This is a genomic window from Lentzea terrae (assembly GCF_003265345.1).
GTDB lineage: Bacteria > Actinomycetota > Actinomycetes > Mycobacteriales > Pseudonocardiaceae > Lentzea > Lentzea terrae.
Genome location: NZ_QFWW01000002.1, coordinates 364,690 through 389,183, shown reverse-complemented (window position 1 = coordinate 389,183; position 24,494 = coordinate 364,690). Strand labels below are relative to the sequence as shown.

Sequence of the window (24,494 nt, the reverse complement as noted above, 5' to 3'; positions counted from 1 at the left end):
ACGAAATTGTCGGTGCTGGCTGGGATAATTGAAACAGGGGACCCCTGGAGGGGGACCCCTGCGTGAGCTTGCGTCGTCAGGACTTCTTGGCGGGCTGCGGCCGCGAGATCTTGGCAGTCGGACCGTCGACCTGAGGCGTCTGGGCCGGCTTGCTCGGAGCGGCCTGAGGCGCTGCGGCTTGCGGAGCCGGAGCAGCAGCAGGTGGTGCAGCAGGAGCCGCAGGTGCCGCCTGTGCGGGAGCGGGCTGAGCCGGCACGGGACCAGCGGCCGACTCCTTCTCCTCCTCCACCGGGTCGAGCAGCGGCACGACCTCCTGCAACGCCGTCCGCACGCCGTGCAGCTGGTGCGAGAGGCGGTTGCGCAGGTTGCGGAGCTGGTCGACGCGCTGGGTGGCAGCGGTGGTGCGGCGGTTCGCTTCCTCGGTGGCCTCGCGGACTCGGCGGTTCGCCTCGTCGGTGGCTTCCTGGATGCGGGCCGTGGCCTCGGTGAGCGCGTCGTGGCGGCGGCGGTTGGCCTCTTCGGTGGCCTCGCGCACGCGGCGTTCGGCTTCGGCCTTGGACGAGGTCTGCTCGGCAGCGATGGCCGCGCGCACACGAGCGGCTTCCTCGGCGGCTTCCCGCGTACGACGGTCGGCCTCGGCCTTCGAGGTGGCTTCCTGCTGCGCCAGCGTGGCCATCGCCTCGGAGCGGCGGGCGGCCATCGCGATCTCGAAGTCCTCTTCGACGGTCACGCGGCGGGCCTCGGACTCGTCGGCGATCTTGCGAGCCGCGGCCTCGGCTTCGGAGACGATCTTCTCGGCTTCGTTGCGGGCCGTTTCGAGAACGCCCTTGTGCTCGGCCTCCATGGCCGCGCGGCGCTCGTCGAGCTCGGCGATCAGCTTCTCGTAGCGCTGGCGGAGCACACCCGCGTCGGCTTCCGCCTTGGCGCGGATGTGCCCGCCCTCCGCTTCGGCACGGGCCCTGATCTCGTTGGCCTCGTCCTGGGCCAGCCGCAGCATGCGCTGGAGGCGCTCGGAGAGCCCCTCCAGCGTCGTCGGCGGCAGTGACAGGCGCTCGACCTGGCTGCGCAGCTCGGTCATCTCCGAGCGCGCGGCTTCCAGCTGGCGCGCCAGGTCGGACGTCTGGGACACGGCGGCATCGCGGTCCGCGGCCAGCAGCCGCAGGTCCGAGTCGAGGCGTTCGAGATGATCCTCGACCTGGGCGCGGTCGTAACCGCGCTTGACGATGTCGAAGCCGGATCCCAGTGGGACGAGGTCACGGTCGTCGGCGAGGCCCATGCCCCTCACGCTACCCGTTCGGGTAACCCCAGAAGGTCACACACCCCGGAATCGGTTGATGGCCGTGAGGTGCTTCGCGCGCATCTCGTGATCGAGAACACCCAGACCCTCTTCCGGAGCAAGGCACAGCACACCGACCTTGCCCTGGTGCGCGTTGCGGTGCACGTCGAAAGCAGCCTGGCCCGTTTCGTCCAATGAGTACACCTTGGACACTGTCGGGTGGATCTTTCCCTTGGCGATCAAGCGGTTCGCCTCCCACGCCTCGCGGTAGTTCGCGAAGTGCGAGGAGATGATCGACTTCAGGTTCATCCACAGGTAGCGGTTGTCGTACTGGTGCATGTATCCGGAGGTAGACGCACACGTCACGATCTTGCCGCCCTTGCGCGTCACGAAGACCGAGGCGCCGAACGTCTCACGGCCGGGGTGCTCGAACACGATGTCCGGGTCCTCGCCACCGGTGAGCTCGCGGATCTTCGCGCCGAACCGCTTCCACTCGCGCGGGTCCTGCTCGTGCTCGTTCTTCCAGAACTTGTAGCCCTCCGCGGACCTGTCGATGATCAGCTCGGCACCCATCGAGCGGACGATCTCCGCCTTCTCCGGCGAGGAGACGACGCAGATCGGCGTCGCGCCACCGTTCAGCGCGAACTGCGTGGCGTACGAGCCGAGACCACCGGACGCGCCCCAGATCAGGACCGTGTCGCCCTGCTTCATGTTGGCGCCGTTGGTCGACACCAGCTGGCGGTACGCGGTGGAGTTGACGAGACCGGGCGACGCCGCTTCCTCCCACGTGAGGTGCTTGGGCATCGGCATCAGCTGGTTCGACTTCACCAGCGCGAGGTCGGCGAGACCACCGAAGTTCGTCTCGAAGCCCCAGATCCGCTGCTGCGGGTCGAGCATCGTGTCGTTGTGCCCGTCCGGCGCCTCCAGCGGCACGTCCAGACAGTGCGCCACAACGCGGTCACCCGGCTTCCACGCCGTGACACCGGGACCAGTGCGCACGACGACGCCGGCCAGGTCCGAGCCCACGACGTGGTACGGCAGGTTGTGGCGGCCGCCCAGCTTCTTCAGGAAGCCGAACGTGGACACCGGCTCGAAGATCGAGGTCCACACGGTGTTGTAGTTGATCGCGGAGGCCATCACGGCGACCAGAGCCTCGCCCGGCCCGAGCTCCGGCGTGGCGACCTCGTCGACGTGCAGCGACTTGCGCGGGTCCTTGTCCCGCGTCTCGAGGCCCGAGAACATGTCGGCCTCGTCCGCGTGCACGGTCACGCCCCGATAGCTCTCCGGAACGTCCAAGGAACCGATCGCGTCCAGCTCGTCGGCCAGAATCGCGTCAAGGATCTTCTGCACGGCGGCATTCCTTCCCAAGTGAGGGATAGTCGCAGGTTGCCGGAGGTTACTCAGTAGTAACCGATTCAGAATCCTGCTTGTGAGGGATTCCACTCGGAAGAGTTGACCGGGCGGCCAACCAAGGAGGAGCATCGAGAGTGTCCGAGAAGGAGGAGGTGGTGGAGATGACCAAGGCGTGGACCAGGTGGCAGGACTGGGCCGAGGTGGCTATCGGCGTGCTGGTGCTGCTCTCCCCGATCGTCGTGGACACCTCGAACGCGGCCATGTGGACGCTGATCGTGCTTGGCGCGCTCATCGCGATCGACGGACTCGTCGACCTCGCCATGCCCGCGATGATCTACGGGGAGTACGTGCAGATGGTGCTCGGAGCTCTGCTGTTCATCTCGCCGTGGGTGATGAGCTACACCGACATGATGGCGGCCTCGTGGGTCTCCTGGGTCGGTGGCGTGCTCACCGTGGCCGCGGGGGCGCTCGCCATGCCCGCCGCGAATGCCGCACACTCGGCTGCGGCGCAACCGCACTGATCACTCAGCAAACCTGTGGGCCCAAGAACCTTCTTGGGCCCACACACCCGTGGAGGAACGCGTGGAGGATTCGGCCAAGGAGCGCATCCTGGCCGCGGCCGAGGAGCTGTTCGCCGACTCCGGCTTCGACGCCACCCCGACCTCGCGCATCGCCGAACGCGCCGGCGTGCCCAAGGGCCTGGTGCACTACTACTTCAACCGCAAGAAGGACCTGCTGGCCGCATTGGTCGCGCGGCTGCCGGACAGCACGGTCGACCACCGCAGGGTGGTCGTGGTCGGGGACATCGCCGAGTCGTTGCGAAGGCTCGTCGCCGCGCTTGACGCGCGCTTGAACGCCTCACCGCTGTTGTCGCACCTGCTGTGGCGTGAAGCGGATACGCATTCTGCTGTCCGCGACGCCATGCAGGCGCGCTACGACAACGTTGCGGCGCAGATCAAACAGGTCATCCTCGCCGCGGGCGGGGCGGCGGTGGCGATCAAGGACGTCGAGGCGGCCGCGGCACTCCTCGCGCTGGCCGTGAGCTACCGGCATTCGGTGGCACGGCACAGCGACGAGGAGGACCCGATCGATCGGGAGCTGACGTTCGTGGCTAGTGCGCTGGTCCAGCAGGCTCGACCAGCTCGATGAGCACGCCGCCGGCGTCCTTCGGGTGCACGAAGTTGACGCGGCTGTTCGACGTGCCGCGCTTCGCCTGGTCGTAGAGCAGCCGCAGGCCCTTGCTCCGCAGCGCGTCCGCCGCGACGTCCACATCGGACACCCGGTAGGCGAGCTGCTGCAGGCCGGGGCCGGAGCGGCCGATGAACTTGGCGATCGTCGAGTCCTCGTTGAGCGGCGCCAGCAGCTGGATGGCGGTGCCGTCGTGGTCGCCGGGCGCGTGCAGCATCGCCTCGCGCACACCCTGCTCCTCGTTCACCTCTTCGTGGGCCACTTCGAGCCCGAAGTTGTCGCGGTAGAACGCGATGGCGACGTCGAGGTCGGGCACCGCGATGCCCACGTGGTCGACCGCGGTCACGAATCGAGCGATGTCTGCGTTCATAGCGGGGAGGGTAACTACCTGATCGGTGCAGGTGCCCCTGTGCGGGGTCTCACACGATTACCGCCCAGTAGCCGCAGGTATGGTGCCTAGTTAACGACCGTTCGCTCTTCCATGGAGGCAGCTGTGTCCGGTTCCGTCATCGTCGCCGGGGCGCGCACCCCGATGGGGCGACTGCTCGGATCGCTCAAGGATTTCTCCGGCGCCCAGCTCGGTGGCGTCGCGATCAAGGCGGCACTGGAACGCGCGGGGGTCGCTCCCGAGCAGGTGCAGTACGTGATCATGGGTCAGGTGCTCACCGCCGGCGCGGGCCAGATTCCCGCCCGTCAGGCCGCGGCCGCCGCGGGCATTCCGATGAGCGTGCCCGCGCTGACCATCAACAAGGTGTGCCTGTCCGGCATCGACGCGATCGCGCTGGCCGACCAGCTCATCCGCGCCGGTGAGTTCGACGTCGTCGTGGCCGGTGGCCAGGAGTCGATGACGCAGGCGCCGCACCTGCTGCCGAAGTCGCGCAGCGGGTTCAAGTACGGCGACGTGACGCTGCAGGACCACATGGCGCACGACGGCCTGTTCTGCGCGTTCGACCAGGTCGCGATGGGCTCGTCGACCGAGAAGTACAACGGCCGCTACGGCGTCACCCGCGAGGAGCAGGACGCGTTCTCCGCGCGTTCGCACCAGCTCGCCGCGAAGGCCGCGGAGAACGGCGTCTTCGCCGAGGAGATCGCGCCGGTCGCGATCCCGCAGCGCAAGGGCGACCCGATCCTGTTCAGCACGGACGAGGGCGTGCGCGCGGACACGACCGCCGAGTCGCTCGGCAAGCTGCGCCCGGCGTTCGCCGCGGACGGCACCATCACCGCGGGCTCGGCCTCGCAGATCTCCGACGGTGCCGCGGCGGTCGTCGTGATGAGCAAGGCCAAGGCCGAGGAGCTGGGCCTCGAGTGGATCGCGGAGATCGGCGCGCACGGCGTCGTCGCCGGCCCCGACGCCTCGCTGCACGAGCAGCCGTCCAACGCCATCAAGGCCGCCTGCGCCAAGGAGGGCATCGAGCCCGCCGACCTCGACCTGATCGAGATCAACGAGGCGTTCGCGGCGGTCGGCATCGTGTCGACCAAGCAGCTCGGCATTTCCGAGGACAAGGTCAACGTCAACGGCGGCGCCATCGCGCTCGGCCACCCGATCGGCATGTCCGGCGCCCGCATCGCCCTGCACCTCGCTCTGGAGCTGCAGCGGCGTGGTGGCGGCGTGGGTGCCGCGGCGCTGTGCGGTGGTGGTGGTCAGGGCGACGCTCTGATCATCCGCGTGCCTGCCAAGGCCTAGTGTCTTGGCGTGGCTGTTGATGTAGCAGGACTGGTCGACCGCGCGCGTGACGGCGAACCGCGCGCGGTCGCCAGGCTGATCTCCCTGGTGGAGCAGGGGAGCACCGCGTTGCCCGAGGTGGCCGCGGCCCTTGCACCGCACACGGGGAGCGCCCAGGTCGTCGGCATCACCGGCGCTCCCGGCGTCGGCAAGTCGACCTCCACCAACGCGCTGGTCAAAGCGTTCCGGGAACAGGGCAAGCGGGTCGCGGTGATCGCCGTCGACCCGTCCAGCCCGTTCTCCGGCGGCGCGCTGCTGGGTGACCGCGTGCGGATGGGCGACCACGCGACCGACTCCGGCGTGTTCATCCGCTCGATGGCCACGCGCGGACACCTCGGCGGCCTGTCCTGGGCCACTCCGCAGGCGTTGCGCGTGCTCGACGCGGCGGGTTTCGACGTGATCCTGGTGGAAACCGTCGGCGTCGGTCAGTCCGAGGTCGAGATCGTGGCGCTCGCCGACACGACCCTGGTGCTGCTCGCGCCCGGCATGGGCGACGGCATCCAGGCGGCCAAGGCGGGCATCCTGGAGATCGCGGACGTCTTCGTGGTCAACAAGGCAGACCGCGACGGCGCGGACCAGACCGCCCGCGACCTCAAGTACATGATCTCGCTCGGCCGGCGCGAACGGGAGGGGCCGCTGTGGCGCCCGCCGGTGGTGAAAACCGTGGCCGCGCGCATGGAGGGCCTGGACCGCGTGGTCGAGGCGATCGCCGAGCACCACGAGTGGATGGCCTCGCACGGCGAGTTGGAAGAACGACGGCTGCGTCGCGCGGGCGCCGAGATCGAGGCGATCGCGGTGGAACGGATGCGCACGCGGTTCGGCCCGGTGGACCAGCTGGCCAAGCGCGTGGTGTCCGGTGAGCTGGACCCGTTCGCCGCGGCGGAGCAGTTGATCAGCGGTAACCTGCGGTCATGACCGCTTGGGGACCGCCGCCACCTGTCGTCGTCGACCTCGGCAAGAGCGACACCCGCAAGGTGCTCATCGGTGGCTCGGTCGCCGGCGCACTGGGCATCCTCGCCCTGGTCGGCGCTGTGTCGGCGTTCGTGGACGGCGAACCGGTCGGCGGGAGCATCGCGGCCGTCATCGGCATCGCCTTCACCGGCATCGGCGTGATGGCCGTCGTGAAGTGGAAGACCATCTCCCGCCCGCGCAAGCTGATCATCGAACCGCAGGGCATCCGCCTCGACGACCCGCAGGGCATGCCGTGGGCGGTCGCCTGGCAGGAGCTGGGCGCCATCTCGATCTCGCGCACCCAGGAACGCGCGGTCCAGCTGGCAGACGCCCTGGTCAGGCGCACTCTGGTGCGGGTCGACCTGCACCCGCGCGACCCACAACGGTTCCGCCCAGCACACCCCACGATGGAACCCTTGTGGGAGTTCCACCGCGTCCAGAACGGCTACCGCCTCCCGCTGGGCGACTCGGCGGGCTTCATCGGCCCGCTCGACCACGGCCTGCGCACGTTCGCGCCGCAGATCTACCGCGGCGTCATCGACGAGGGCTTCACGGTAGGCCTCCACTAACGGGTGACATTTACGGGCACGCGGGCGCTCCGCGTGCCCCTCAGGCTCTCGCGAGGCCCAGGCGTGAACTTGACGGTCTACTCTGAGTAGTTCCGGTTCTCACCGTTTGCGGTGATGGGCTCCCCTTTGACTACGCAGAGGAGTTACCCTCAGTCGGTTCGTACGGTGTCACTTCTCTCCCCCCAAGGGGTGAAGCCGTGGGCGGCAACATGAGCACAGAACAGCGCGTGCTGGATGTTGTGCTGTCGTTCGCCGACGACGACACCCTTCCCGAGCTGCTCCGCCACGTCGTGGAGTCCGCCTGCGAGCTGATCGAGGCCCCGTACGGAGCCCTCGCCGTGATCGACGGTCACCGCGAGCTGCTGGAGCACACCGACGGCCAGCCCCACATCACGAGCGGTGACCCGCGCTCGATCGGCGTAGCGGACTTCCTGGGCGCCCAGATCAAGGTGCACGACGAGACGTTCGGCAACCTCTTCCTGTCCGGGAAGGCGGAGTTCACCGACCAGGATCGGGACGTCCTGACGGCACTGGCCACGGCGGCGGGCTCGGCCATCGGCCACCTCGACCGCTACGAGCGGACCCGCAAGCGCGAGGTCTGGCTGAGGGCCGCGGCCGACGTGACCGCTGACCTCCTGACCGGCACCAACGGCAGAGACGCCCTCTACCTGGTGGCCGCCACGGCCAGGCAGACCGCGAAGGCCCACTTCGCCGCGCTGGCCCTGCCGGACCACAACGGCGACCTGGTGATCGAGGTGACCGACGGCGGCACCTACGACGCCGAAGGCATGCGGGTCCCCAAGGACGGCACGGTCAGCTACCGCGTCTACGAGTCCGGCCAGGCGGAGTGCCACGAGGAAGGCAGGGTCCCGACGGTCCCGGGGCCGTGCGCGGTCGTGCCGCTGACCGTGGGCGACCGCAGGACCGGCGTGCTGATCCTCGCCAGGCGCAGGACCGAGCCGCAGTTCGACGACCTCGACCTGATCGAGGCCTTCGCCGCCCAGGCAGCGCTCGTACTCGAGTTCACGCGGGCGCGGGGCGACACCGAACGACTCGCGGTGCTGGAGGACCGCGACCGGATCGCCAGGGACCTGCACGACCTGGTCATCCAGCGGCTGTTCGGGCTCGGGCTGGGCCTGCAGGGCCTGACCGGGTCGAACGTCGAGCTCACCGAACGGATCAGCGGGTTCGTGGAGGAGGTCGACCACACGATCCGCGAGATCCGCCGAACCATCTTCTCCTTGCAGGAACCACCGTCCGGGAGCACGAGCCTGCGCGGCCAGTTGCTCAACGCGGTGCACGAGTCGGCGCGGTTGCTGGGGTTCGAGCCGGACGTGTCACTGGAGGGGCCACTCGACACCGTGGTGCCGGACAAACTCAGGCCCGATCTGCTGGCCACGCTGCGAGAGGCGCTCACGAACGTTGTGCGCCACGCGAGAGCGCGGCACGTGGCTGTCGCCGTGAGCGTCAACCGCACGATGACCCGCTTGGAGCTCACCGTGAAGGACGACGGGCGCGGCTTGCCGTTGACTGACGATTCCTGCGGCGTGCCACACCACGCCGGGGGACTCGCGAACATGGCGGCTCGGGCGCGGCGCCATCACGGTGACTGTGCGGTGGACTCCATCCCCGGTGCGGGCGTGAGCATCACGTGGTTCGCGCCATTGGTGCTGCAGGAGGCGAGATGGCGATAGCAGTGCTGTTGGTGGACGACCACGAGATCGTGCGGCGCGGGCTGGTGCAGTTGCTCGCGCAGGCCGACGACGTCAACGTGGTGGGGCAGGCGGACAGCGCCGCCGCCGCGATCACGTTGGCCCCCAGGCTCAAACCCGACGTGGCGATCATCGACGTCCGGTTGCCCGACGGCGACGGCGTCACGGTGTGCCGCGAGATCAGAAGTCTCGTGCAACCGGCGCCGGCGTGCCTGATGCTCACGTCCTATTCGGACGACGAGGCGTTGTTCGGCGCGATCATGGCCGGCGCGTCCGGGTACATGCTGAAAGAGGTCAGCGGCAACGATCTCGTGGCCGCGGTCCGCACGCTCGCGACCGGCGGTTCGCTGCTGCACGCCGGTGTCACGGCGACCGTGCTGCAACGACTCAGAGGCGGGCCGGAGGAAGATCCGCGGTATGCCGCGCTGAGCCCGCAGGAACGCCGGATCCTCGACCTCATCGCCGAGGGCATGACGAACCGGCAGATCGCCAACCGGCTGTTCCTCGCCGAGAAGACCGTGAAGAACTACGTGTCGTCGCTGCTGCACAAGCTCGGCTTCGACCGCAGAACCGAGGCGGGGGTCTACGCGGCCCGACGCAGACGCACCCACCCCGGCGCGTTCTAAGCGGCTTTCGGCACCGGTTTTGCGACCGGAACTTCCTTCTCCACCAACCGTTCCGTCTTCGCCCACGAGTTGCGTCCCGCGACGTGCCGGTACAGCGCGCGCAACGTGGAGATCGAGCCCAGGATCAGGAAAGCTGGGTAGGCCAGACCCACGAGCAGGCACCGCCACAACGGCTCGTCGCCGTGCCGGAGCCGGTGCACCACGCCCCAGATCAGGCCGGGCAGCACCAGTGCCACCAGCCAGATTCCCAGCGCCAGCAAGCTGTTTGAGCCGCTCGCGGTGATACCGCCGATGTTCTGGCCGCTGACCTGTGCGTAGAAGTTGACGCCCACCAACGCGGTGATGAGCAACGTCATCGGCGCGACCAGCCACGGCGTCAGCAGGTACTGCAGGAACTCCAGCAGTGCCACCGATCCCACGTTCTTGGCCCTCACCAGCTTCGGCACGTACCCGAGGCACTGCAGGTTGCCCTGGCCCCAGCGGGTGCGCTGACGCAGCAGGCGGTGCACGTCGACCAGGCCCTGCTGGGTGATCGTCGCGTGCGTGGCGTACCGGATCCGCCGGCCCTTGAGGTGCACGCGCAGGCCCAGTTCCAGGTCCTCGACCAGGCAGGCGGACCACGGCGCGTCGCCGAGGTCCATCAGCGCCGCGAGCCGCACGAACTGGCCGTTGCCGCCGAGGCCGACCGTGCCGACGACGTCCCGCAACGACTGCGCGGCGTCCACGACGCAGCTGAACTCCAGGTCCTGCAGGAACGCCAGCAGGTTGGTGCGGTTGTGGATGCGGACGCGGCACTGCACGGCGCCCACGTCGCGCCGTCCGAAGTACGTCGTGATCTCGGTCAGCATGCCGGGCTCACCGCGTCCGTCACCGTCGATCACGCCGACGATCGTGCGGTGCACCGTGCCGTCGGTCTCGGCGATGCCGCGGATGTACCGGTAGGCGTGGTTCAGCGCCTCACCTTTGCCCTTCCGGGCATCGGGGAGGTTCCGCCGCAGCACGTGCAGGCGGTGGTCGTCGATCTCGGCCAGCACGTACGGCGTGCGGTCGTCCGAGCCGTCGTCCACGACGACGACTTGGACCGGCGTGCGTGCGCCGTCCAACGCCAGCGCTGAACGCACGGTGTTAGCCACAACGCGTTCTTCGTTCAGCGCGGGAATGATGATCCAGTACTGCAGCGGATGCCGCGAAGGAACGTCCGGTCCACCCGGTTTCGGTCGCCACCAGACGAACAGCGCGAGCACCAGGTTGTAACTGGGCCAAAACACGAGCAAGACGAGCATGAACGTCGCGAATTGTGTCGCGTCCCTCATGACACAAACCTGTCTACAAAAGCGGTTGCGCTCTCAACAACAGCGAACCGGATGTGAAGTTGAGTCATTCTCGCTCCGGTAACGATGCACCGAGCAGGTCCGAGATACCAGACAGCAAGGCCAGGAGCTGGTGTTCGAGGGCGAGACTAGGGCTGGTGGGCCGGAGCGTCAACCGGCCATATCGGGGACGAATGGAGCTTCACACACGAAGTTCGTCAAGCTAATCACCGAAATGGCGGTACCCGCGCGGAGCGGTTGTCAAATGATTGTCAGCGATGCTCGAGCCGATGACCGAGTCGCTGTCCGGAGAGGTAAAAGATGGGACCAAGTGCCCTGGTGCCCGGCCCACGGCAGTTCGATCGGGGAGAAGTACCCGAGGTCTTTCTCGTGGCGGGAACTCGTCCGGAGGCGGTGAAGCTGGCACCGGTCGCCGCCGCGATGTTCGCGGGCGGACGCATCCGGCCCGTGCTGGTGAACTCCGGGCAGCACCCGGAGATGGTCGACCAGGCCCTGGAGTCGTTCGGCTTCGCGTCGGACGTCCGGCTCGAGCTGAACCGCGCCACGGGCGGTCAGGCCGAGCTGACCAGCCAGCTGATCGAGGAACTCGACCGGCTCTACGCGGAACGCTCGCCGGCCGCGGTGCTCGTCCAGGGCGACACGACGACGACGCTCGCCGGCGCGCTCGCCGCGTTCTGGCACCGGATCCCGGTCGCGCACCTGGAGGCCGGGCTGCGCTCGTACGACCTGACCTCGCCGTTCCCCGAGGAGGGCAACCGCAAGATGGTCGGCCAGCTCGCGTCGCTGCACCTCGCGCCGACCGCGGCCGCCACCGCCCACCTCGCGGCGGAGTCGTTGCAGGGCAACAACGTCCTGACGATCGGCAACACCGTGGTGGACGCCGTGCTCGACGTCGCCGCCAGGCGTGCGCCCTACGGGGACCTGCGGCTGCAGGAGGTCGAGGCGAGAGTCCACGCAGGACAGTCGCGGCTCGTGCTGGTCACCACGCACCGCCGCGAGTCGTGGGGTGAACCGCTCGACCGCGTGCTGCACGCGGTCGCCGACGTCGTGGCCGCCCGCCCCGACGTCGAGATCGTGCTGCCCGCGCACCCGAACCCGGCTGTGCGGCACCAGGTTCTGCAGGTGCTGGGCGGGATCGGGCGCGTCACGGTCACCGACCCGCTGCCGTACGCGCAGATGGCCCGGCTGCTCGCGCAGTGCACGCTGGTGCTGTCCGACTCGGGCGGCATCCAGGAGGAGGCGCCGTCGTTCGGCGTTCCGGCGCTGGTGCTGCGGGATGTGACCGAGCGGATGGAGGCCGTCAACGCGGGCTGCGCCGTGCTCGTGGGCACCGACCGCGAGCGGATCACCGCGCTCACCCTCCGGTTGCTCGACAACCCCTCCGCGCGCGAGGCGATGACCGCCGAGGGCAACCCGTTCGGCGACGGGCTTGCCTCCGTGCGCACCGAACAGGCATTGGCCTGGCTGCTGGGCCTGCAGCAGCAACGACCCGTTGAGTTCGCTCCTTACGCGGGCAGCGCGACTCTGCGCACGTCCGGAGAGGTGGAGGTGGCATGAAGGCCGGACTTCTCAAGGCGGCCGTGGGAGTTGCCCTCGCGGTCTCGATGGTTCCCGCGCCCGCGCAGGCGGATCTCTCGCTCGGCCTCAAGCTCGGCGAGATCGTCGACAGCGTGCTGCCGGCACCTCCGACGCCGGACACCACGCCGTCGACCACCAGCCCTCGCATTCGCAAGCGCACGACGCAGCCCGGCGTGATCTCGACCGTGCTCGGGGCCGCCACCCAGGCCGCAGCGGCCGGCACGAACGGCGGCGGCGCACCGGGCGCGCGGTCGACGCAGAAGACGTTGGTGCTCTACGACAACACCGGTCCGTGGGCGTGGCTCGGCGAGGCGTACGCGGTGCAGACGGGCAACCTCGTCTCGCACGGCAGCCCGTACGTCATGCACCCGGTCGGCTCGTACACCGCGGGTGAGCTCGCCGGCTACACCGGCGTGATCTACATCGGCTCGACCTACGACGAGCCGATCCCGGTGGCGTTCCTGGACGACGTGCTGGCGACCACCAAGCCGGTGCTGTGGATGGCGCACAACATCTGGCAGCTCACCGCTCGTGCGCCGAACTTCGCCGCGACCTACGGCTGGAACTGGGTGCAGTACGACACGGGTGCCGCGACCACCGTCCGGTACGAGAACACCGACCTCGGCCGCAACTCGCTCGCGACCGCGTCCGGTCTGATGATCACCTCGATCACCGATCCGGCGATCGCGTCGGCACCGGCGATCGCGACCGGGTCCGCCGTCGGTCCGATCAACTGGGCGACCAAGGCCAGGAACCTGACCTACATCGGCGAGATCCCGTTCAGCTACGTCGACCACGGCGACCGCTACCTGGCCGCCGCCGACCTGATCAGCAAGGTCTCGAACCCGGCGATGGCCGACCGCAAGCGGGCGCTGGTGCGGATCGAGGACGTCGGCCCCGACGCCGACCCGAACGAGCTGCGCGCGATCGCGGACTACCTGTTCTCGCAACGCATCCCGTTCAGCATCGCGGCCTATCCGCGCTACGCCAACCCGTTGGGCGCCGACAACAACGGGGTGGCGGAGTTCGCGAACCTGGCGGAGCGGCCGCAGGTCGTCAACGCGTTGCGGTACATGCAGAACCGCGGCGGCACGATCCTGATGCACGGCTACACGCACCAGTTCGGGAACCTGGTCAACCCGTACGACGGCCGCAGCGGCAACGACTTCGAGTTCTACACGGCCCACGTCAACGAGAACGACAGCGTGATCTACGACGGCCCGGTGCCCGGTGACTCGGCCGAGTGGATGCAGGGCCGGATCAACTCGTCGACGACGACGTTCGCGCAGGCCGGTTTCGCCAGGCCGACCATCTTCGAGCCGCCGCACTACGCCGCGTCGGCCGTGGACTACCAGGTCATCCAGCAGAACTTCGGCAAGCGCTACGACCGCGGCCTGTACTTCGGCGGGTACTGCCCCGGTGGCGCGTGCGGCACCGGCACGCCGCAGTACGACAAGATCTACGGCCAGTACTTCCCGTACCTGGTCCGCGACGTCTACGGCTCCGTCGTGGCGCCCGAGGCGGTGGGCAACGTCGAGCCCGAGCCGTTCAACAACCACCCGGCTCGCCTGCCGGTCGACCTGGTCAGGACGGCGCAACAGCTCAAGGTGGTCGATGATGGGGTCGCGAGCTTCTTCTACCACCCGTACCTCGGTACCGGGTACCTGCAGCAGACCGTGCAGGGGTTGAAGAACGCGGGCTACACGTTCGTCTCCGTCGGCACCGTGATGGCGGGGTGACTGGAGGTTCGGTGCGCTGGTGGTGGGCGGTGCTGGTCCTGGCCGGGTGTGCTGCCGGTCCGTCCGCTTCCAGTTCGACGGACGGATGGCAGGTCACCGTCTACTACACGGCGGTCGAGTCGTTCCACAGTGGACCCTCGGTGCCTGTCCGAGGCTGTCCGGTCATCGACTGCGAGAACGGAAACGACCTGCTCGGCACGTTCCCGCAGTCGTTCGCCGAGGCGGTCGAGGACGAAGGTACCGGCCGGACCACCTCCGGCCGGTACCTCAACTGGTCCCACGACAAGGGCTACTGGCTCGACTCCGCGCCGCGTGACGCGTTCGGCAAGCCCTTGCAGCCCTTCGTCTCCGCGGCTGCCGACGGGCTCAGACGGGGAGCACGGATCAAGCTCGTCTCGTGTGGACAGACGCCCGTCGACGGGGCTGTGTGCCAGAAGCTCGTGTCCTCGTCTTGGGAGATCCGCGACGAGTTCACGCCGGGGCTCGGCGGAGACCGGCACCTCGACCTCTACCTGGGCGAGGAAACCGGCCCCCGGTTCACCGAGAGTCCCTGGTACACCACCTTGTCCGAGGTGGTGCTGGAGGTTCACCAGCCGAGCTGAACCGCCAGCTCGCGAGCCTGCTCCAGCACACCGGCCTGCTGCTGACCGGGTTCGGGCAGCGGCACGCCGGGACAGGACAGGTCACCGGCGGGCGTGACGCGGTCGACGAGGTAGCGCTCGACGATGTCGTTCACGCACTTGTTGTCGAACCCGTAGATGCCGTGGTCACCCTCGTCCTGCACGGTCAGCATCCGGGAGCCGGCGAACCCGGCGTGCGCCTTGCGTGCGCCCTCGATCGGTGTCGCAGCGTCGCGCACGGACTGCACCATCAACGTCGGTGCGACGCCGATTCCGGTGGGGCGCTTGAGGTTGACGTTCGGCCGGTCCCAGTACGCGCAGGGACCCATGATCTGGTAGTAGCCCAGCAACGGCCACTTGGCCCCGTCCCTGGCGGCGTCGCGCTCCAGGAACTCGCGGCCACCGCGGAACGGGGTGTCGTTGCACAGGATCCCGTAACGCGTGCCGAGCAGGGCGTCGGGGTAGCTCGCCTGTGCCTTCAGCTGCGCGGGCACCGCGCCCGCCAGCTCGGCGAACTTCTGTGCGGTGGTCTCGAAGGCGTACTTGCTGTACTGCCCCTGGAACAGCACGAAGTCCAGCGAGACCGGGTAGTAGGTGCCGTCCGGCAGCGTGACGGGCTGCTCCGCGAGCTTCGCGCGGGTCCGTTCGTAGGTCTGCCGCACCTCTTCGCCGGTCTTGCCGAGGTGGTAGATGTGGTCGTACTTGGCCACCCACGGCAGGAAGTCGACGCGGAACCGCCGCTCGACGCCCATGCCGAAGTCGCCGAACACCTCCTGCCACGGCCCGGTGAACTGGGTGTTGGAGTCGAGCACGATCTTGTCGAGCGTCTTCGGGAAGTACGTGGCGTAGTAGGCGCCCATCCAGCTGCCGCCGGAGTAGCCGAGCCAGTCGACCTTCTTGCGGCCCAGGACCTGCCGGAGCAGGTCGAGGTCGCGGACGGTCTGCTCGGTGGTGATGTGGCGGCCGAGCTCGCCGGACTTGGTCTGACAGAACTTGGCCTGCAGTTCCATGCCGCCGTAGATGAGGTCGAGGTTGGTCTTGCTGCGGTCACGCGGGTCCGTCGAGCCCAGCGTGTCGTACAGGCCGCACGTCACGTTGCTGCTGGCACCGGTGCCGCGGACGTCGATGCCGATGATTTCGGCGTTCTCGCTGAGCTTCGGGCGGTCCAGGTAGATGAGCGGCATCGTGCGGCCCGCGCCGCCGGGTCCGCCGGGGTTCGTGAACACGGTGGTCTTCGCCGTGCCGGTCGTCGGCTTGAGCCGGCTGACCGCGATCGTGATCGTCTTGCCGTTGCGCGGGTTGTGCCAGTCCATGGGCGCGGTGAACTGACCGCACTCAAGACGTTCCGCGCCGGGCGGGAAGCCGGGCGGTACCGGGTCGAAACACCGCTGCCACTTGATCTCCTGGCGAGCCAGGCCGGTGTCGGCCTGCGCAGGTGCCGCGATGAGCAGTGAGCTTGCCGTGACGACGGCCAACGCCGCCGCGATCTTCTTGCGTTGCATCGGTTTCCCCTCCTCTACCAACCGAGCTGGGTGGCGAGCTGCCGCGCCTGCACGAGCGCGTTGCCCGTCGTGCCGCCGGGCTCGGGCAGCGGAACTCCCGGGCACGACAGGTCTTTCGCGGGTGGCACGCCGTCGACGAGGTAGCGCTCGACGATGTCGTTCACGCACTTGTTGTTCCACCCGTAGATGCCGTGGTCACCTTCGTCCTCGACGGTGAGCAGGACGGAGTTCTTGAAGTTCCGGTGCGCTTTCTGCGCGCCCTCGAGCGGCGTGGCCGGGTCGCGCACCGACTGCACCATCAACGTCGGTGCGACGCCGATTCCGGTGGGCTGCTCGAGCTGCACGTTCGGCCGGTCCCAGTACGCGCACGTGCCCATGAGCTGGTAGTAGCCGAACAGCGGCCACTTCGCGCCGTCCCGCACCGCGTCGCGCTCCAGGTACTTCCGGCCGCCCTGGAACGGCGTGTCGTTGCACAGGATCGCGTGCAGCGTGCCGAAACCGGCGTCCGGGTAGCTCGCCTGCGCCGCGAGCTGTGCGGGTGCGACACCGGCCAGCCGGGCGAGCGTCTGGGCGGCGCCGTCGAACCCTTCCTTGACGTAGATGGAGCCGCGCAGCACGAAGTCCAGCGTGACCGGGTAGTAGGTGCCCTCCAGCAGCGTGACGGGCTGCTCGGCCAGCTTCGCGCGGGTCCGCTCGTAGACCTGGCGGACCTCCTCGCCGGTCTTGCCGAGGTGGTAGACGTGGTCGTACTTCGCCACCCACGGCAGGAAGTCGACGCGGAACCGGCGTTCGAAGCCCATGCCCCAGTCGTCGAACACGGCCTGCCACGGGCCGGTGAACTCGGCGTTGGAGTCGAGCACGATCCGGTCGACCGTCTTCGGGAAGTACGTGGCGTAGTAGGCGCCCATCCAGCTGCCACCGGAGTAGCCGAGCCAGCTGACCCTCTTCTTGCCGAGGATCTGCCGGAGCAGGTCGAGGTCCTTCACCGTCTGCTCGGTGGTGACGTGGCGGCCGAGCTCGCCGGACTTGGTCTGGCAGAACTTGGCCTGCAGCTCCATGCCGCCGTAGATCAGGTCGAGGTTGGCCTTGCTGCGGTCACGCGGGTCCGTCGCGCCGAACGCCTGGTACAAGCCGCAGGTGACGTTGCTGCTCGCGCCGGTGCCGCGCGGGTCGATGCCGATGATCTCGGCGTTCTCGCTGAGCTTCGGGCGGTCGAGGTAGACCAGGGGCAGCGTGCGCCCTTCCCCGCCCGGTCCGCCGGGGTTGGTGAAGACCGTGGTCTTCGCCGTGCCGGTCGTCGGCTTGAGCCGGCTGACCGCGATCGTGATGGTCTTGCCGTTGCCGGGGTTGTTCCAGTCCATCGGCGCGGTGAACTGGCCGCACTCCAACCGTTCCGAGCCCGGTGGGAAGCCGGGAGGCGGTGTGTCGAAGCACTTCTGCCAGTTGATGGTCTGGGTGGCTGCTTGCGCCTGTGGTGCGATGAGTAGCGAGGTGGCGGTGACGGCGACTAGTGCCGCCGCGATCTTCTTGCGGTGCATTCGGTTCCCCCTCCGATGAGCTACCAGCTCATCGCGTCGAGGGGTGCCCGAGCATCGGCCTAAGGATGGCGACCGCCTACAACTTGGGTCTTACGCCGACCCGGCCAAACCCTGATGACGTTCGTCATACAGCGCAGCAGGGCCGCCCCTCGCACGGGACGGCCCTGCTGCGGTTGCTCGTGAGATCAGCAGGCCTTCTTGTAGAAGTACTTCGAGTTCTTCTCCGCGTCGTCCTTGGTGATGGCGACCAGGTCGGTCTCGATGTTCCGCTTGTTCGCCTTGCCGTCGATCGCGGCCACGGCCTGCTCGACACCCTGCTTGCCGATCGTGCCGGGGTCCTGGGCGATCAGGGCCTGCACGAAGCCCGCCTTCAGGTCCTCCACCTGCTTGGGCGAGGCGTCGAAGCCGACCAGGTTCACCGCACCGGTCTTGCCGGCGTTGCGCAGACCGGTCGCCGCACCCTCGCCGGAGTTCAGGTTGGTGGCGAACACACCGATCAGGTCGGGGTTCGCGGCCAGCGTCGCGGTCACCTTCGACGCCGCGGTGGCGGCCTCGTTGTCGGTGTACTGCTGCCCGACGTACTTGAGGTTCGGGTACTTCTTGATCTCGTCCTCGAAGCCCTTGGCGCGGGCGTCGGTCGTGGACGTGCCGGCCTTGGTGTTGAGCACCAGCACCGAGCCGGTCTTGCCGGCGGTGAGCTTGTTGATCGTCTCGGCGGCGAGCTTGCCGCCCTGCTCGTTGTTGGACGAGATGGTGGACGAGGCGATCGAGGTGTCCTGCAGCTTGGTGTCGACCTCGACGACCTTGATGCCCGCGTCCTTGAGCTGCTTCATCGGGCCGGCCATGGCCTTGTCGTCGGTCGGCGCGATGAGCACCGCCGCGGGCTTCGAGGCCAGGACACCAGTGACGATCGGGGTTTGCTGGGCCGCGTCGAACTTGGAGGGGGCCTGCGTGTCGGTCTCGTAGCCGGCCGCCTTGGCCGCCTCCTCGAAGCCGCACTGCATCGAGATGTAGAACGGTTCCGCCGTGATGCCGGGAATCAGCACCAGCTTCTTGTTCGCGGCAGCGTTGCCCGAACCCGAGTCACCAATCTGCCCGCCTCCGCCACACGCGGCGAGCAGGAAAGCGGCCGACACGGCCACTGCGGAGCGGATCTTCATTGGTCCAGCACCTTTCCCTAACGTTGGTTGCGCGCCCGCCGCCGTGTCTGGTCCAGCCACACGGCGGCCACCAGCACGATCGCCACGGCGATCGGCTGCCAGAACTCCTTGACCCCGATGATCACGAGGCCCTTCTCCAACACCGCCGGGATGAACACACCGAACACCGTGCCCAGCACCGAACCCGTACCGCCGAAGATGCTGGTCCCACCCAGTACGACGGCGGCGATCGCGTTCAGGTTGTCCGTCTCGTGGCCGGTGACGACCGCGACCCGGAAGAACGCGTTGCCCATGAAGCCCGCCAGACCGGCGAGGGTGCCCGCGAGCAGGTAGACCTTCGTGAGGTGGCCGCGCACCGAGATGCCCACGCGCCGGGCCGCCTCCTCGTTCGAACCGACCGCGTAGGTGTAGCGGCCGAAGCGCGTCGTGGACAGGAGAAGCGCGCCGAGAGCGGTGACGATCGCGGCCACGATCACGATGTTCGGGATGCCGAACCACGTGCCGGAGCCGAAGGTGCGGTTCAGCTTGTCCGGGATGCCGGAGACGTTGGAACCGTTGTTCAGCAACAGGGCCGCGCCCTGCGCCGCGCCGAACGAACCCAGGGTCACGATCAGCGGAGGGATCTTCGCGCGGGAGATCAGCAGGCCGTTGAGCAGTCCCCACACCGCGCCGCTGACGACCGCCACCAGCAGGCCGAACGCGATCACGCCCCAGCCTGCGTTCGTCGCGTCGCCGCCGGACACCGAGTTCATCGCCATCGCGGAGCTCACGCTCGCGAACACCAGCACCGAACCGACCGACAGGTCGATGCCGGAGGTGATGATCACGAACGTCATGCCGACCGAGAGCACCAGCAGCACCGCGGTCTCCGCCAGCAGGAACTGCAGCGTGGTGACCTGGAAGATCGCGTCCGGGCGGATCGCGCCGAACACCGCGACCAGCAACAGCAGCACCAGGCCGATCCAGAGCGTGTTCGCGCCGGTCAGTCGCTTGATCAGCGGCGTGCGCTGCTCGTCCGAGAGAGATGACAACGTTGTCTTCTCATTGGTCATCACGCGACGTCCTCCTGCGACAGTGCGCCGGTCATCGCGCCGACGAGCTCTTCGACAGTCGTGTCGGCGGCCTTGAACCGGGCGACTCTACGACCTAGGCGCAGCACCTCGACCCGGTCCGAGACCGACAGCACCTCGGGCATGTTGTGCGAGATCAGCACCACGGCGATGCCCTCGTCGCGCACGCGCTTGATCACGTCCAGCACGCGTTCCCGCTGCACGACACCGAGTGCGGCGGTCGGCTCGTCCATGAACACGAGCTTCGACGCCCACGCGACCGACCGGGCGACCGCGACCGACTGGCGCTGACCACCGGACAGCGCCGCGATCGGCACGTCGATGCTCTGCAGCGTCGCGCCGAACCTGGTGAAGTGCTCGGCCGCCTGCCGGCGCATCGCCTTCTTGTCCAGCACGCCCAGCCAGCCGAGCGGGCCGGACTTGAGGATCTCCCTGCCCAGGAACATGTTCGCGGCCGGGTCGAGGTCCGGCGCGACCGCGAGGTCCTGGAACACCGTCTCGATGCCGCGGTCGCGGGCGTCGTTGGGGGAGTGCAGCGTCAGGGGTTTGCCCTCGAACAGCAGGGTTCCGCTGGTCGGCTGCTCCACCCCGGACAGGCACTTCACCAGGGTGGACTTCCCCGCGCCGTTGTCGCCGATCAGCGACACGACCTCGCCGGGGTGGGCGGTGAACGAGGCACCGCGGAGAGCTTCCACGGTGCCGTAGCTCTTCGTGAGATCACGAGCCTCCAGCAACGGCTCGCTCATGGCGACACATCCTCCACTGTGGACAGTACGGGCGGTCGGCAGCGGATCGCCACCAGGTCACCGGTCAGCCCGAGCTCTCCGGCCGCGTGCGGCACGACGACGGTGCTGCCCTTGTGCACCTCCAGCTCACCGAGCTGGCCTGACCCCTCCAGCACCACCAGCACGGCGAACGACGGCTCCAGTGCGGAGGAGCCCTCCACGTGCAGGCGGTCGGCCTGGAAGAATGGGTCCGCGTCGTGGCCGAGCAGGTCGACCGACGGCGCCCACTTCTCGGACGTCTGGCGCACGAGCTTGTCCAGCCGGCTGCCCCAGCCGTGCCGGTCGACGCAGTCCAATGCGACGTCGTAGCCGAGGCCGAGGTGGCCGACGTCGGCGTTGGCGAGGAAGCCCTGCCACTCCAGCGTCACCGAGAAGTCCGTGGGCTGCTGCAGTTCGACGATGAACACGCCCTCGCCGATCGCGTGCGGCACACCGGCCGGCACGAAGACCGTGTCGCCCGGCCGCACGCCGACCGGGTTCAGCGCGTCCAGCATCGCCGCGGTGTCCTGCGTGGCCACCCACTCGGCGATCTTGTCCGCGGGCACCTCGTCGCGGAATCCGATGTAGACGGTCGGGTCCGCGCCGGACGTGCCGACGACGATCCACGCCTCCGTCTTGCCGTGGCGGCAGTTGAGGTGTGCGGAGGCGAAAGCGTTGGACGGGTGGCAGTGCACGGGCAGGCGCTGGCCCGCGTCGAGCAGCTTCACCAGCAACGCCGTGTCGGCGCCGAACTTCGCCACGTGGTCGGGGCCGAGCCACCCGGTCGGGTCCGCCTCGACGGCGTCGCGGAGCAGGATGCCGTTCGGCAACGTTGTCAACCCGGCATCGCTGCGGCCGAACAGCGTCGTCGTCGAGGCCACCCAGTCCTCGGGTCCGAAGTCACCGCTCGTGCCACCGCGCAACGCGGCGATCGCGTCACCGCCGCGGTAGAACTGCTTCGGCTGGTTCGCCGGCAGGTTGACAGGCTGGTGGAGCACACCAGAACTCACGCGTGGACCTCCCCGGATCCTCGTGGCACCAAGCGCACCGGCAGCACGACGCGGCGCGGTGGTGAGTTGTCGCCGTCCAGTCGGGCGAACAACAAATCGGTGGCCGCCTTGCCGAGTGCGCTCGCGTCGTGTGCGATCACGGTCACCGGCGGCGACAGCAGGTCGGCGAGCTCGAAGTCGTCGAAGCCCACCAGCGCCGGCTTCTCGGCGACGCCCGCGAGCGCTCGCAGGATGTGCACGGTGATGCGGTTGTTGCCGGCCACGATCGCCGTCGCGGGATCACGCATGCTCTGCAGCCGTTGCAGCGTCGTCACCACAGTGCTCTCGTCGTGCGGCCCCATCGCCACGAGTTCCTCGTGGTATCCGATGCCCGCACGCACACAGCCCTCGCGGTAACCGCGCAGGCGTTCGTTGGCGGTGAAGATGTCCGGCGCGTCCCCGAGGAACGCGATGCGGCGATGGCCATGTGCAGCCAGATGGGTGACCGCCTCGACGGTGCCGCCGATGTTGTCCACCAGCACGGTGTCCGCCACGACGTCGCCCGCCGGGCGGTCCAGGAACACCACGGGCGTGCCCGCGCGCATCTCCGGCACCAGATAGCTGTGCTGCAGCCCGGCGGGCACGATCAGCAGGCCGTCGACCCTGCGGCTGCAGAACTCCAGCGCGAGCTCCCGTTCGCGGCCGGGGTCCTCGTCAGACGACCCGGAGATCACCTGTCTGCCTCTGAGCCTGGCGATTTCCTCGACAGCGCGGGTCACGCCGGAGTAGAACGGGTTGCCGACGTCCTCCAGCACCAGCCCGATCGTGCCGGTGGACGAACCACGGCGCAGGTTGCGGGCACTCAGGTTCCGCCGGAACCCGAGCTGGTCGATGGCCGCCAGCACGCGCTCGGCGGTGGACGGGTGTACACCTGGTTCGTCGTTGACCACGCGCGAGACGGTCTTGATGCTGACGCCCGCCAGCCGCGCGACGTCGTTCATCGTCGCGCGACGGACCTTGCGCTGACCGGCTGCCGGTCCGCTGGGGGACAACGTTGTCATAGTGGCCGTATCTCACCTCGCCTTTACCTCGTTGTCAACCGTTCCGGAACCGGTCAAGCGGCTCTTCATTTCGCCGGATGGTGTCCCGAACCGGACAGGTGACCGCGGTGGTCTTGACCTCTTCCCCGTGCACACCGCAAGGATCGGGTGACAGACAGCGTTGTCAGCCAGAGGGGAGATCAGCCATGCGTGACCTGCCACGCCGAAGCGTTCTCAGCCTCCTCGGAGCCGCCGGACTTGCCGCCGGCGTGCCCGGTGTCGCTGCTGCTCAACCACCACCCGACGGCTGGCGAACCGTCGCAGAAGACGTGCGCAACGAGACCCGCTGGGCCTGGCGGTCCTAATGTGGAGCGTGCGTTCGGCCACGACCAGATCAAGCCGGTGTCCGGCGGTTTCGAGGAGTTCTTCGTCCCCGGCCACCCGATGGGCCTGACCGTCGTGGAAGCCCTGGACACGTTGTGGCTCATGGAACTCGACGCCGAGTTCGCCGAGGGCGTCCGCTGGGTCAAGTCTCATCTGTCCTTCGACGTGAACGCACCGTTCCAGGTCTTCGAGACCAACATCCGCATGCTGGGCGGCCTGCTCTCCGCGTACCACGTGAGCGGCGACTCCGCGTTGTTGGCCCTGGCGCGCGACCTGGGCGACCGGCTGCTGGTCGCCTTCACGAAGTCGCCGACCGGAATCCCTTACCGCTACGTGAATCTGCGTTCCGGTGCCGTCTCCTCACCCGAGACGAACCTCGCCGAGACCGGCACGTACATCACCGAGTTCGGCTCCTTGTCCCGGTGGACCGGCGACCGCAAGTACTACAACGCAGCCAAGAAGGCCTTCAAGTACACCTTCGACCGCCGTACTTCTGTGGATCTCCTGCCTTGGGACGTGCACGCCGAGACGGGCGCCTGGCGCAACCGCTTCGCCACGATCGGCCCACCCGCGGACTCCTACTACGAATACCTGTGGGACGGCTGGCACCTGTTCGGCGACCGCGACCTCAAACAGTGGTGGGACGTACTGCTGCGCGGGATCTTGCGCTCGCAGACCGACGTCGTAGGTGGCCGCCTGTGGTTCGCCCAAGTCGACGCCTTCACCGGCCGTCGCGACGCGCGAACCCAGAGCGAGCTCGCCGCGTTCTTCGGCGGCCTGCTGGCCGAGAGCGGCGACGTGCGGCGCGGCCGGGCGTACCACGACTCCTGGACCGCCGTGCAGGACCGCTACGGCGTGCTGCCCGAGGGCATCAACTACACCTCCCTGCGCCCGACCTCGGTGGGCAACCAGCTCCGCCCCGAGTACGCCGATGCGGCGTTCTTCCTGTGGCTGGCGACGCGCGACGAGGTGTACCGCTCGCGCGCCCACCGGCACTACCAGGAGATGAAGCGGACCTCGCGCACCAACTACGGCTACACGATCCTGCGCGACGTGACGACCGGGGCTCAGGGCGACTTCTGTCCTGGGTACTGGTGGTCGGAGCAGCTCAAGTACTACTGGCTGATCTTCGGTGACGCACGGCGCTTCGACTACACCAACCACTACCTGTCCACCGAGGGCAACCTCTTCCTGGGGGCGCGTCGGTAGGTGGTTCGAGACTCCGGGTTCTGAGCTCCGCAACTTGGCGGCGGCGGTGTTCAGGCCCGGTCTCACCTGGGCCGGGGTGCCGGAGCGGCGGCGGTGGCACCCCGGCCCAGCCCTTTGGTGCTCGCGGTGGTGTCGCCTTCCAGCGTGGTTGCTCGGGTGGCCGGACGGGGCT

Annotated in this window: 23 protein-coding genes; 12 read left to right on the top strand and 11 right to left on the bottom strand. The window is 68.5% G+C overall.

Annotation, left to right across the window (positions count from 1 at the left end):
- Window positions 1-76: 76 nt before the first annotated feature.
- Window positions 77-1,276 (bottom strand): chromosome segregation protein, encoded by a 1,200-nt coding sequence (locus tag DI276_RS05050; protein WP_112262080.1) that lies wholly within the window; start codon window positions 1,274-1,276, stop codon window positions 77-79.
- A 36-nt stretch (window positions 1,277-1,312) separates the two neighbouring features.
- Window positions 1,313-2,626 carry a crotonyl-CoA carboxylase/reductase gene (gene ccrA, locus DI276_RS05045; protein WP_232836457.1) on the bottom strand — a complete coding sequence of 438 codons (1,314 nt, stop codon included), beginning with the start codon at window positions 2,624-2,626 and terminating at the stop codon, window positions 1,313-1,315.
- A 164-nt stretch (window positions 2,627-2,790) separates the two neighbouring features.
- On the opposite strand from ccrA, the gene DI276_RS05040 reads away from it, so the two are divergent.
- A complete protein-coding gene (locus tag DI276_RS05040; protein WP_112262222.1) occupies window positions 2,791-3,150 on the top strand; it encodes an SPW repeat domain-containing protein in 360 nt (119 codons plus the stop codon).
- A 61-nt stretch (window positions 3,151-3,211) separates the two neighbouring features.
- Complete coding sequence (locus DI276_RS05035) at window positions 3,212-3,778, top strand: TetR/AcrR family transcriptional regulator (protein WP_232836456.1); 567 nt, start codon at window positions 3,212-3,214, stop codon at window positions 3,776-3,778.
- Here the strand turns inward: DI276_RS05035 and mce are convergent.
- The gene (gene mce / locus DI276_RS05030) at window positions 3,741-4,187 is read right to left on the bottom strand and encodes a methylmalonyl-CoA epimerase (protein WP_112262077.1); all 447 of its coding nucleotides are present in this window, start codon (window positions 4,185-4,187) and stop codon (window positions 3,741-3,743) included. The genes DI276_RS05035 and mce overlap by 38 nt on opposite strands.
- Before the next feature lie 123 nt (window positions 4,188-4,310).
- Here mce and DI276_RS05025 point away from each other — a divergent pair, with 123 nt between their 5' ends.
- From DI276_RS05025 to DI276_RS05005, 5 genes are all read left to right on the top strand, one after another.
- Complete coding sequence (locus DI276_RS05025; RefSeq protein ID WP_112262221.1) at window positions 4,311-5,501, top strand: acetyl-CoA C-acetyltransferase; 1,191 nt, start codon at window positions 4,311-4,313, stop codon at window positions 5,499-5,501.
- A gap of 9 nt (window positions 5,502-5,510) precedes the next feature.
- Window positions 5,511-6,455, top strand: coding sequence for a methylmalonyl Co-A mutase-associated GTPase MeaB (gene meaB / locus DI276_RS05020; protein WP_112262076.1), 945 nt, complete (start codon window positions 5,511-5,513; stop codon window positions 6,453-6,455).
- Complete coding sequence (locus tag DI276_RS05015) at window positions 6,452-7,060, top strand: hypothetical protein (protein WP_112262075.1); 609 nt, start codon at window positions 6,452-6,454, stop codon at window positions 7,058-7,060. Before meaB ends, DI276_RS05015 begins: the two co-directional genes overlap by 4 nt.
- Before the next feature lie 209 nt (window positions 7,061-7,269).
- Window positions 7,270-8,754, top strand: coding sequence for a sensor histidine kinase (locus DI276_RS05010; protein ID WP_157984523.1), 1,485 nt, complete (start codon window positions 7,270-7,272; stop codon window positions 8,752-8,754).
- The gene (locus DI276_RS05005; RefSeq protein ID WP_112262073.1) at window positions 8,745-9,398 is read left to right on the top strand and encodes a response regulator; all 654 of its coding nucleotides are present in this window, start codon (window positions 8,745-8,747) and stop codon (window positions 9,396-9,398) included. Before DI276_RS05010 ends, DI276_RS05005 begins: the two co-directional genes overlap by 10 nt.
- Here the strand turns inward: DI276_RS05005 and DI276_RS05000 are convergent.
- Window positions 9,395-10,711 (bottom strand): glycosyltransferase family 2 protein, encoded by a 1,317-nt coding sequence (locus DI276_RS05000; RefSeq protein WP_112262072.1) that lies wholly within the window; start codon window positions 10,709-10,711, stop codon window positions 9,395-9,397. The two genes, DI276_RS05005 and DI276_RS05000, sit on opposite strands and share 4 nt — an antisense overlap.
- 318 nt (window positions 10,712-11,029) lie before the next feature.
- On the opposite strand from DI276_RS05000, the gene wecB reads away from it, so the two are divergent.
- The 3 genes from wecB to DI276_RS04985 are packed head-to-tail and all read left to right on the top strand — an operon-like array spanning window position 11,030 to window position 14,648.
- Window positions 11,030-12,286 carry a non-hydrolyzing UDP-N-acetylglucosamine 2-epimerase gene (wecB, locus tag DI276_RS04995; protein WP_112262071.1) on the top strand — a complete coding sequence of 419 codons (1,257 nt, stop codon included), beginning with the start codon at window positions 11,030-11,032 and terminating at the stop codon, window positions 12,284-12,286.
- Window positions 12,283-14,046: a DUF2334 domain-containing protein gene (locus tag DI276_RS04990; protein ID WP_198680461.1), complete on the top strand. Its 1,764-nt coding sequence runs from the start codon at window positions 12,283-12,285 to the stop codon at window positions 14,044-14,046. The genes wecB and DI276_RS04990 overlap by 4 nt, the downstream gene beginning before the upstream one ends.
- Window positions 14,043-14,648, top strand: coding sequence for a hypothetical protein (locus DI276_RS04985; protein ID WP_112262070.1), 606 nt, complete (start codon window positions 14,043-14,045; stop codon window positions 14,646-14,648). Before DI276_RS04990 ends, DI276_RS04985 begins: the two co-directional genes overlap by 4 nt.
- Here DI276_RS04985 and DI276_RS04980 read toward each other — a convergent pair.
- The 7 genes from DI276_RS04980 to DI276_RS04950 all read right to left on the bottom strand — a co-directional run bounded on the left by DI276_RS04980 (window position 14,633) and on the right by DI276_RS04950 (window position 22,690).
- A complete protein-coding gene (locus tag DI276_RS04980) occupies window positions 14,633-16,168 on the bottom strand; it encodes an alpha/beta hydrolase (protein ID WP_112262069.1) in 1,536 nt (511 codons plus the stop codon). The two genes, DI276_RS04985 and DI276_RS04980, sit on opposite strands and share 16 nt — an antisense overlap.
- Before the next feature lie 14 nt (window positions 16,169-16,182).
- Window positions 16,183-17,706: an alpha/beta hydrolase gene (locus DI276_RS04975; protein WP_112262068.1), complete on the bottom strand. Its 1,524-nt coding sequence runs from the start codon at window positions 17,704-17,706 to the stop codon at window positions 16,183-16,185.
- A 185-nt stretch (window positions 17,707-17,891) separates the two neighbouring features.
- Window positions 17,892-18,866, bottom strand: a complete 975-nt coding sequence (locus tag DI276_RS04970) for an ABC transporter substrate-binding protein (protein WP_112262067.1) — start codon at window positions 18,864-18,866, stop codon at window positions 17,892-17,894.
- 17 nt (window positions 18,867-18,883) lie between these two features.
- Window positions 18,884-19,918, bottom strand: coding sequence for an ABC transporter permease (locus DI276_RS04965; RefSeq protein ID WP_112262066.1), 1,035 nt, complete (start codon window positions 19,916-19,918; stop codon window positions 18,884-18,886).
- Window positions 19,918-20,682: an ATP-binding cassette domain-containing protein gene (locus DI276_RS04960; RefSeq protein ID WP_112262065.1), complete on the bottom strand. Its 765-nt coding sequence runs from the start codon at window positions 20,680-20,682 to the stop codon at window positions 19,918-19,920. The genes DI276_RS04965 and DI276_RS04960 overlap by 1 nt, the downstream gene beginning before the upstream one ends.
- The gene (locus DI276_RS04955) at window positions 20,679-21,710 is read right to left on the bottom strand and encodes a class I mannose-6-phosphate isomerase (RefSeq protein WP_232836455.1); all 1,032 of its coding nucleotides are present in this window, start codon (window positions 21,708-21,710) and stop codon (window positions 20,679-20,681) included. Before DI276_RS04955 ends, DI276_RS04960 begins: the two co-directional genes overlap by 4 nt.
- Window positions 21,707-22,690: a LacI family DNA-binding transcriptional regulator gene (locus tag DI276_RS04950; RefSeq protein ID WP_112262063.1), complete on the bottom strand. Its 984-nt coding sequence runs from the start codon at window positions 22,688-22,690 to the stop codon at window positions 21,707-21,709. The genes DI276_RS04955 and DI276_RS04950 overlap by 4 nt, the downstream gene beginning before the upstream one ends.
- A 245-nt stretch (window positions 22,691-22,935) precedes the next feature.
- Between DI276_RS04950 and DI276_RS51840 the strand changes: the two genes are divergently transcribed.
- The gene (locus tag DI276_RS51840; protein WP_232836454.1) at window positions 22,936-23,094 is read left to right on the top strand and encodes a hypothetical protein; all 159 of its coding nucleotides are present in this window, start codon (window positions 22,936-22,938) and stop codon (window positions 23,092-23,094) included.
- A gap of 1 nt (window position 23,095) precedes the next feature.
- Window positions 23,096-24,322 (top strand): glycoside hydrolase family 47 protein, encoded by a 1,227-nt coding sequence (locus DI276_RS04945; RefSeq protein WP_232836453.1) that lies wholly within the window; start codon window positions 23,096-23,098, stop codon window positions 24,320-24,322.
- Window positions 24,323-24,494: the final 172 nt, after the last annotated feature.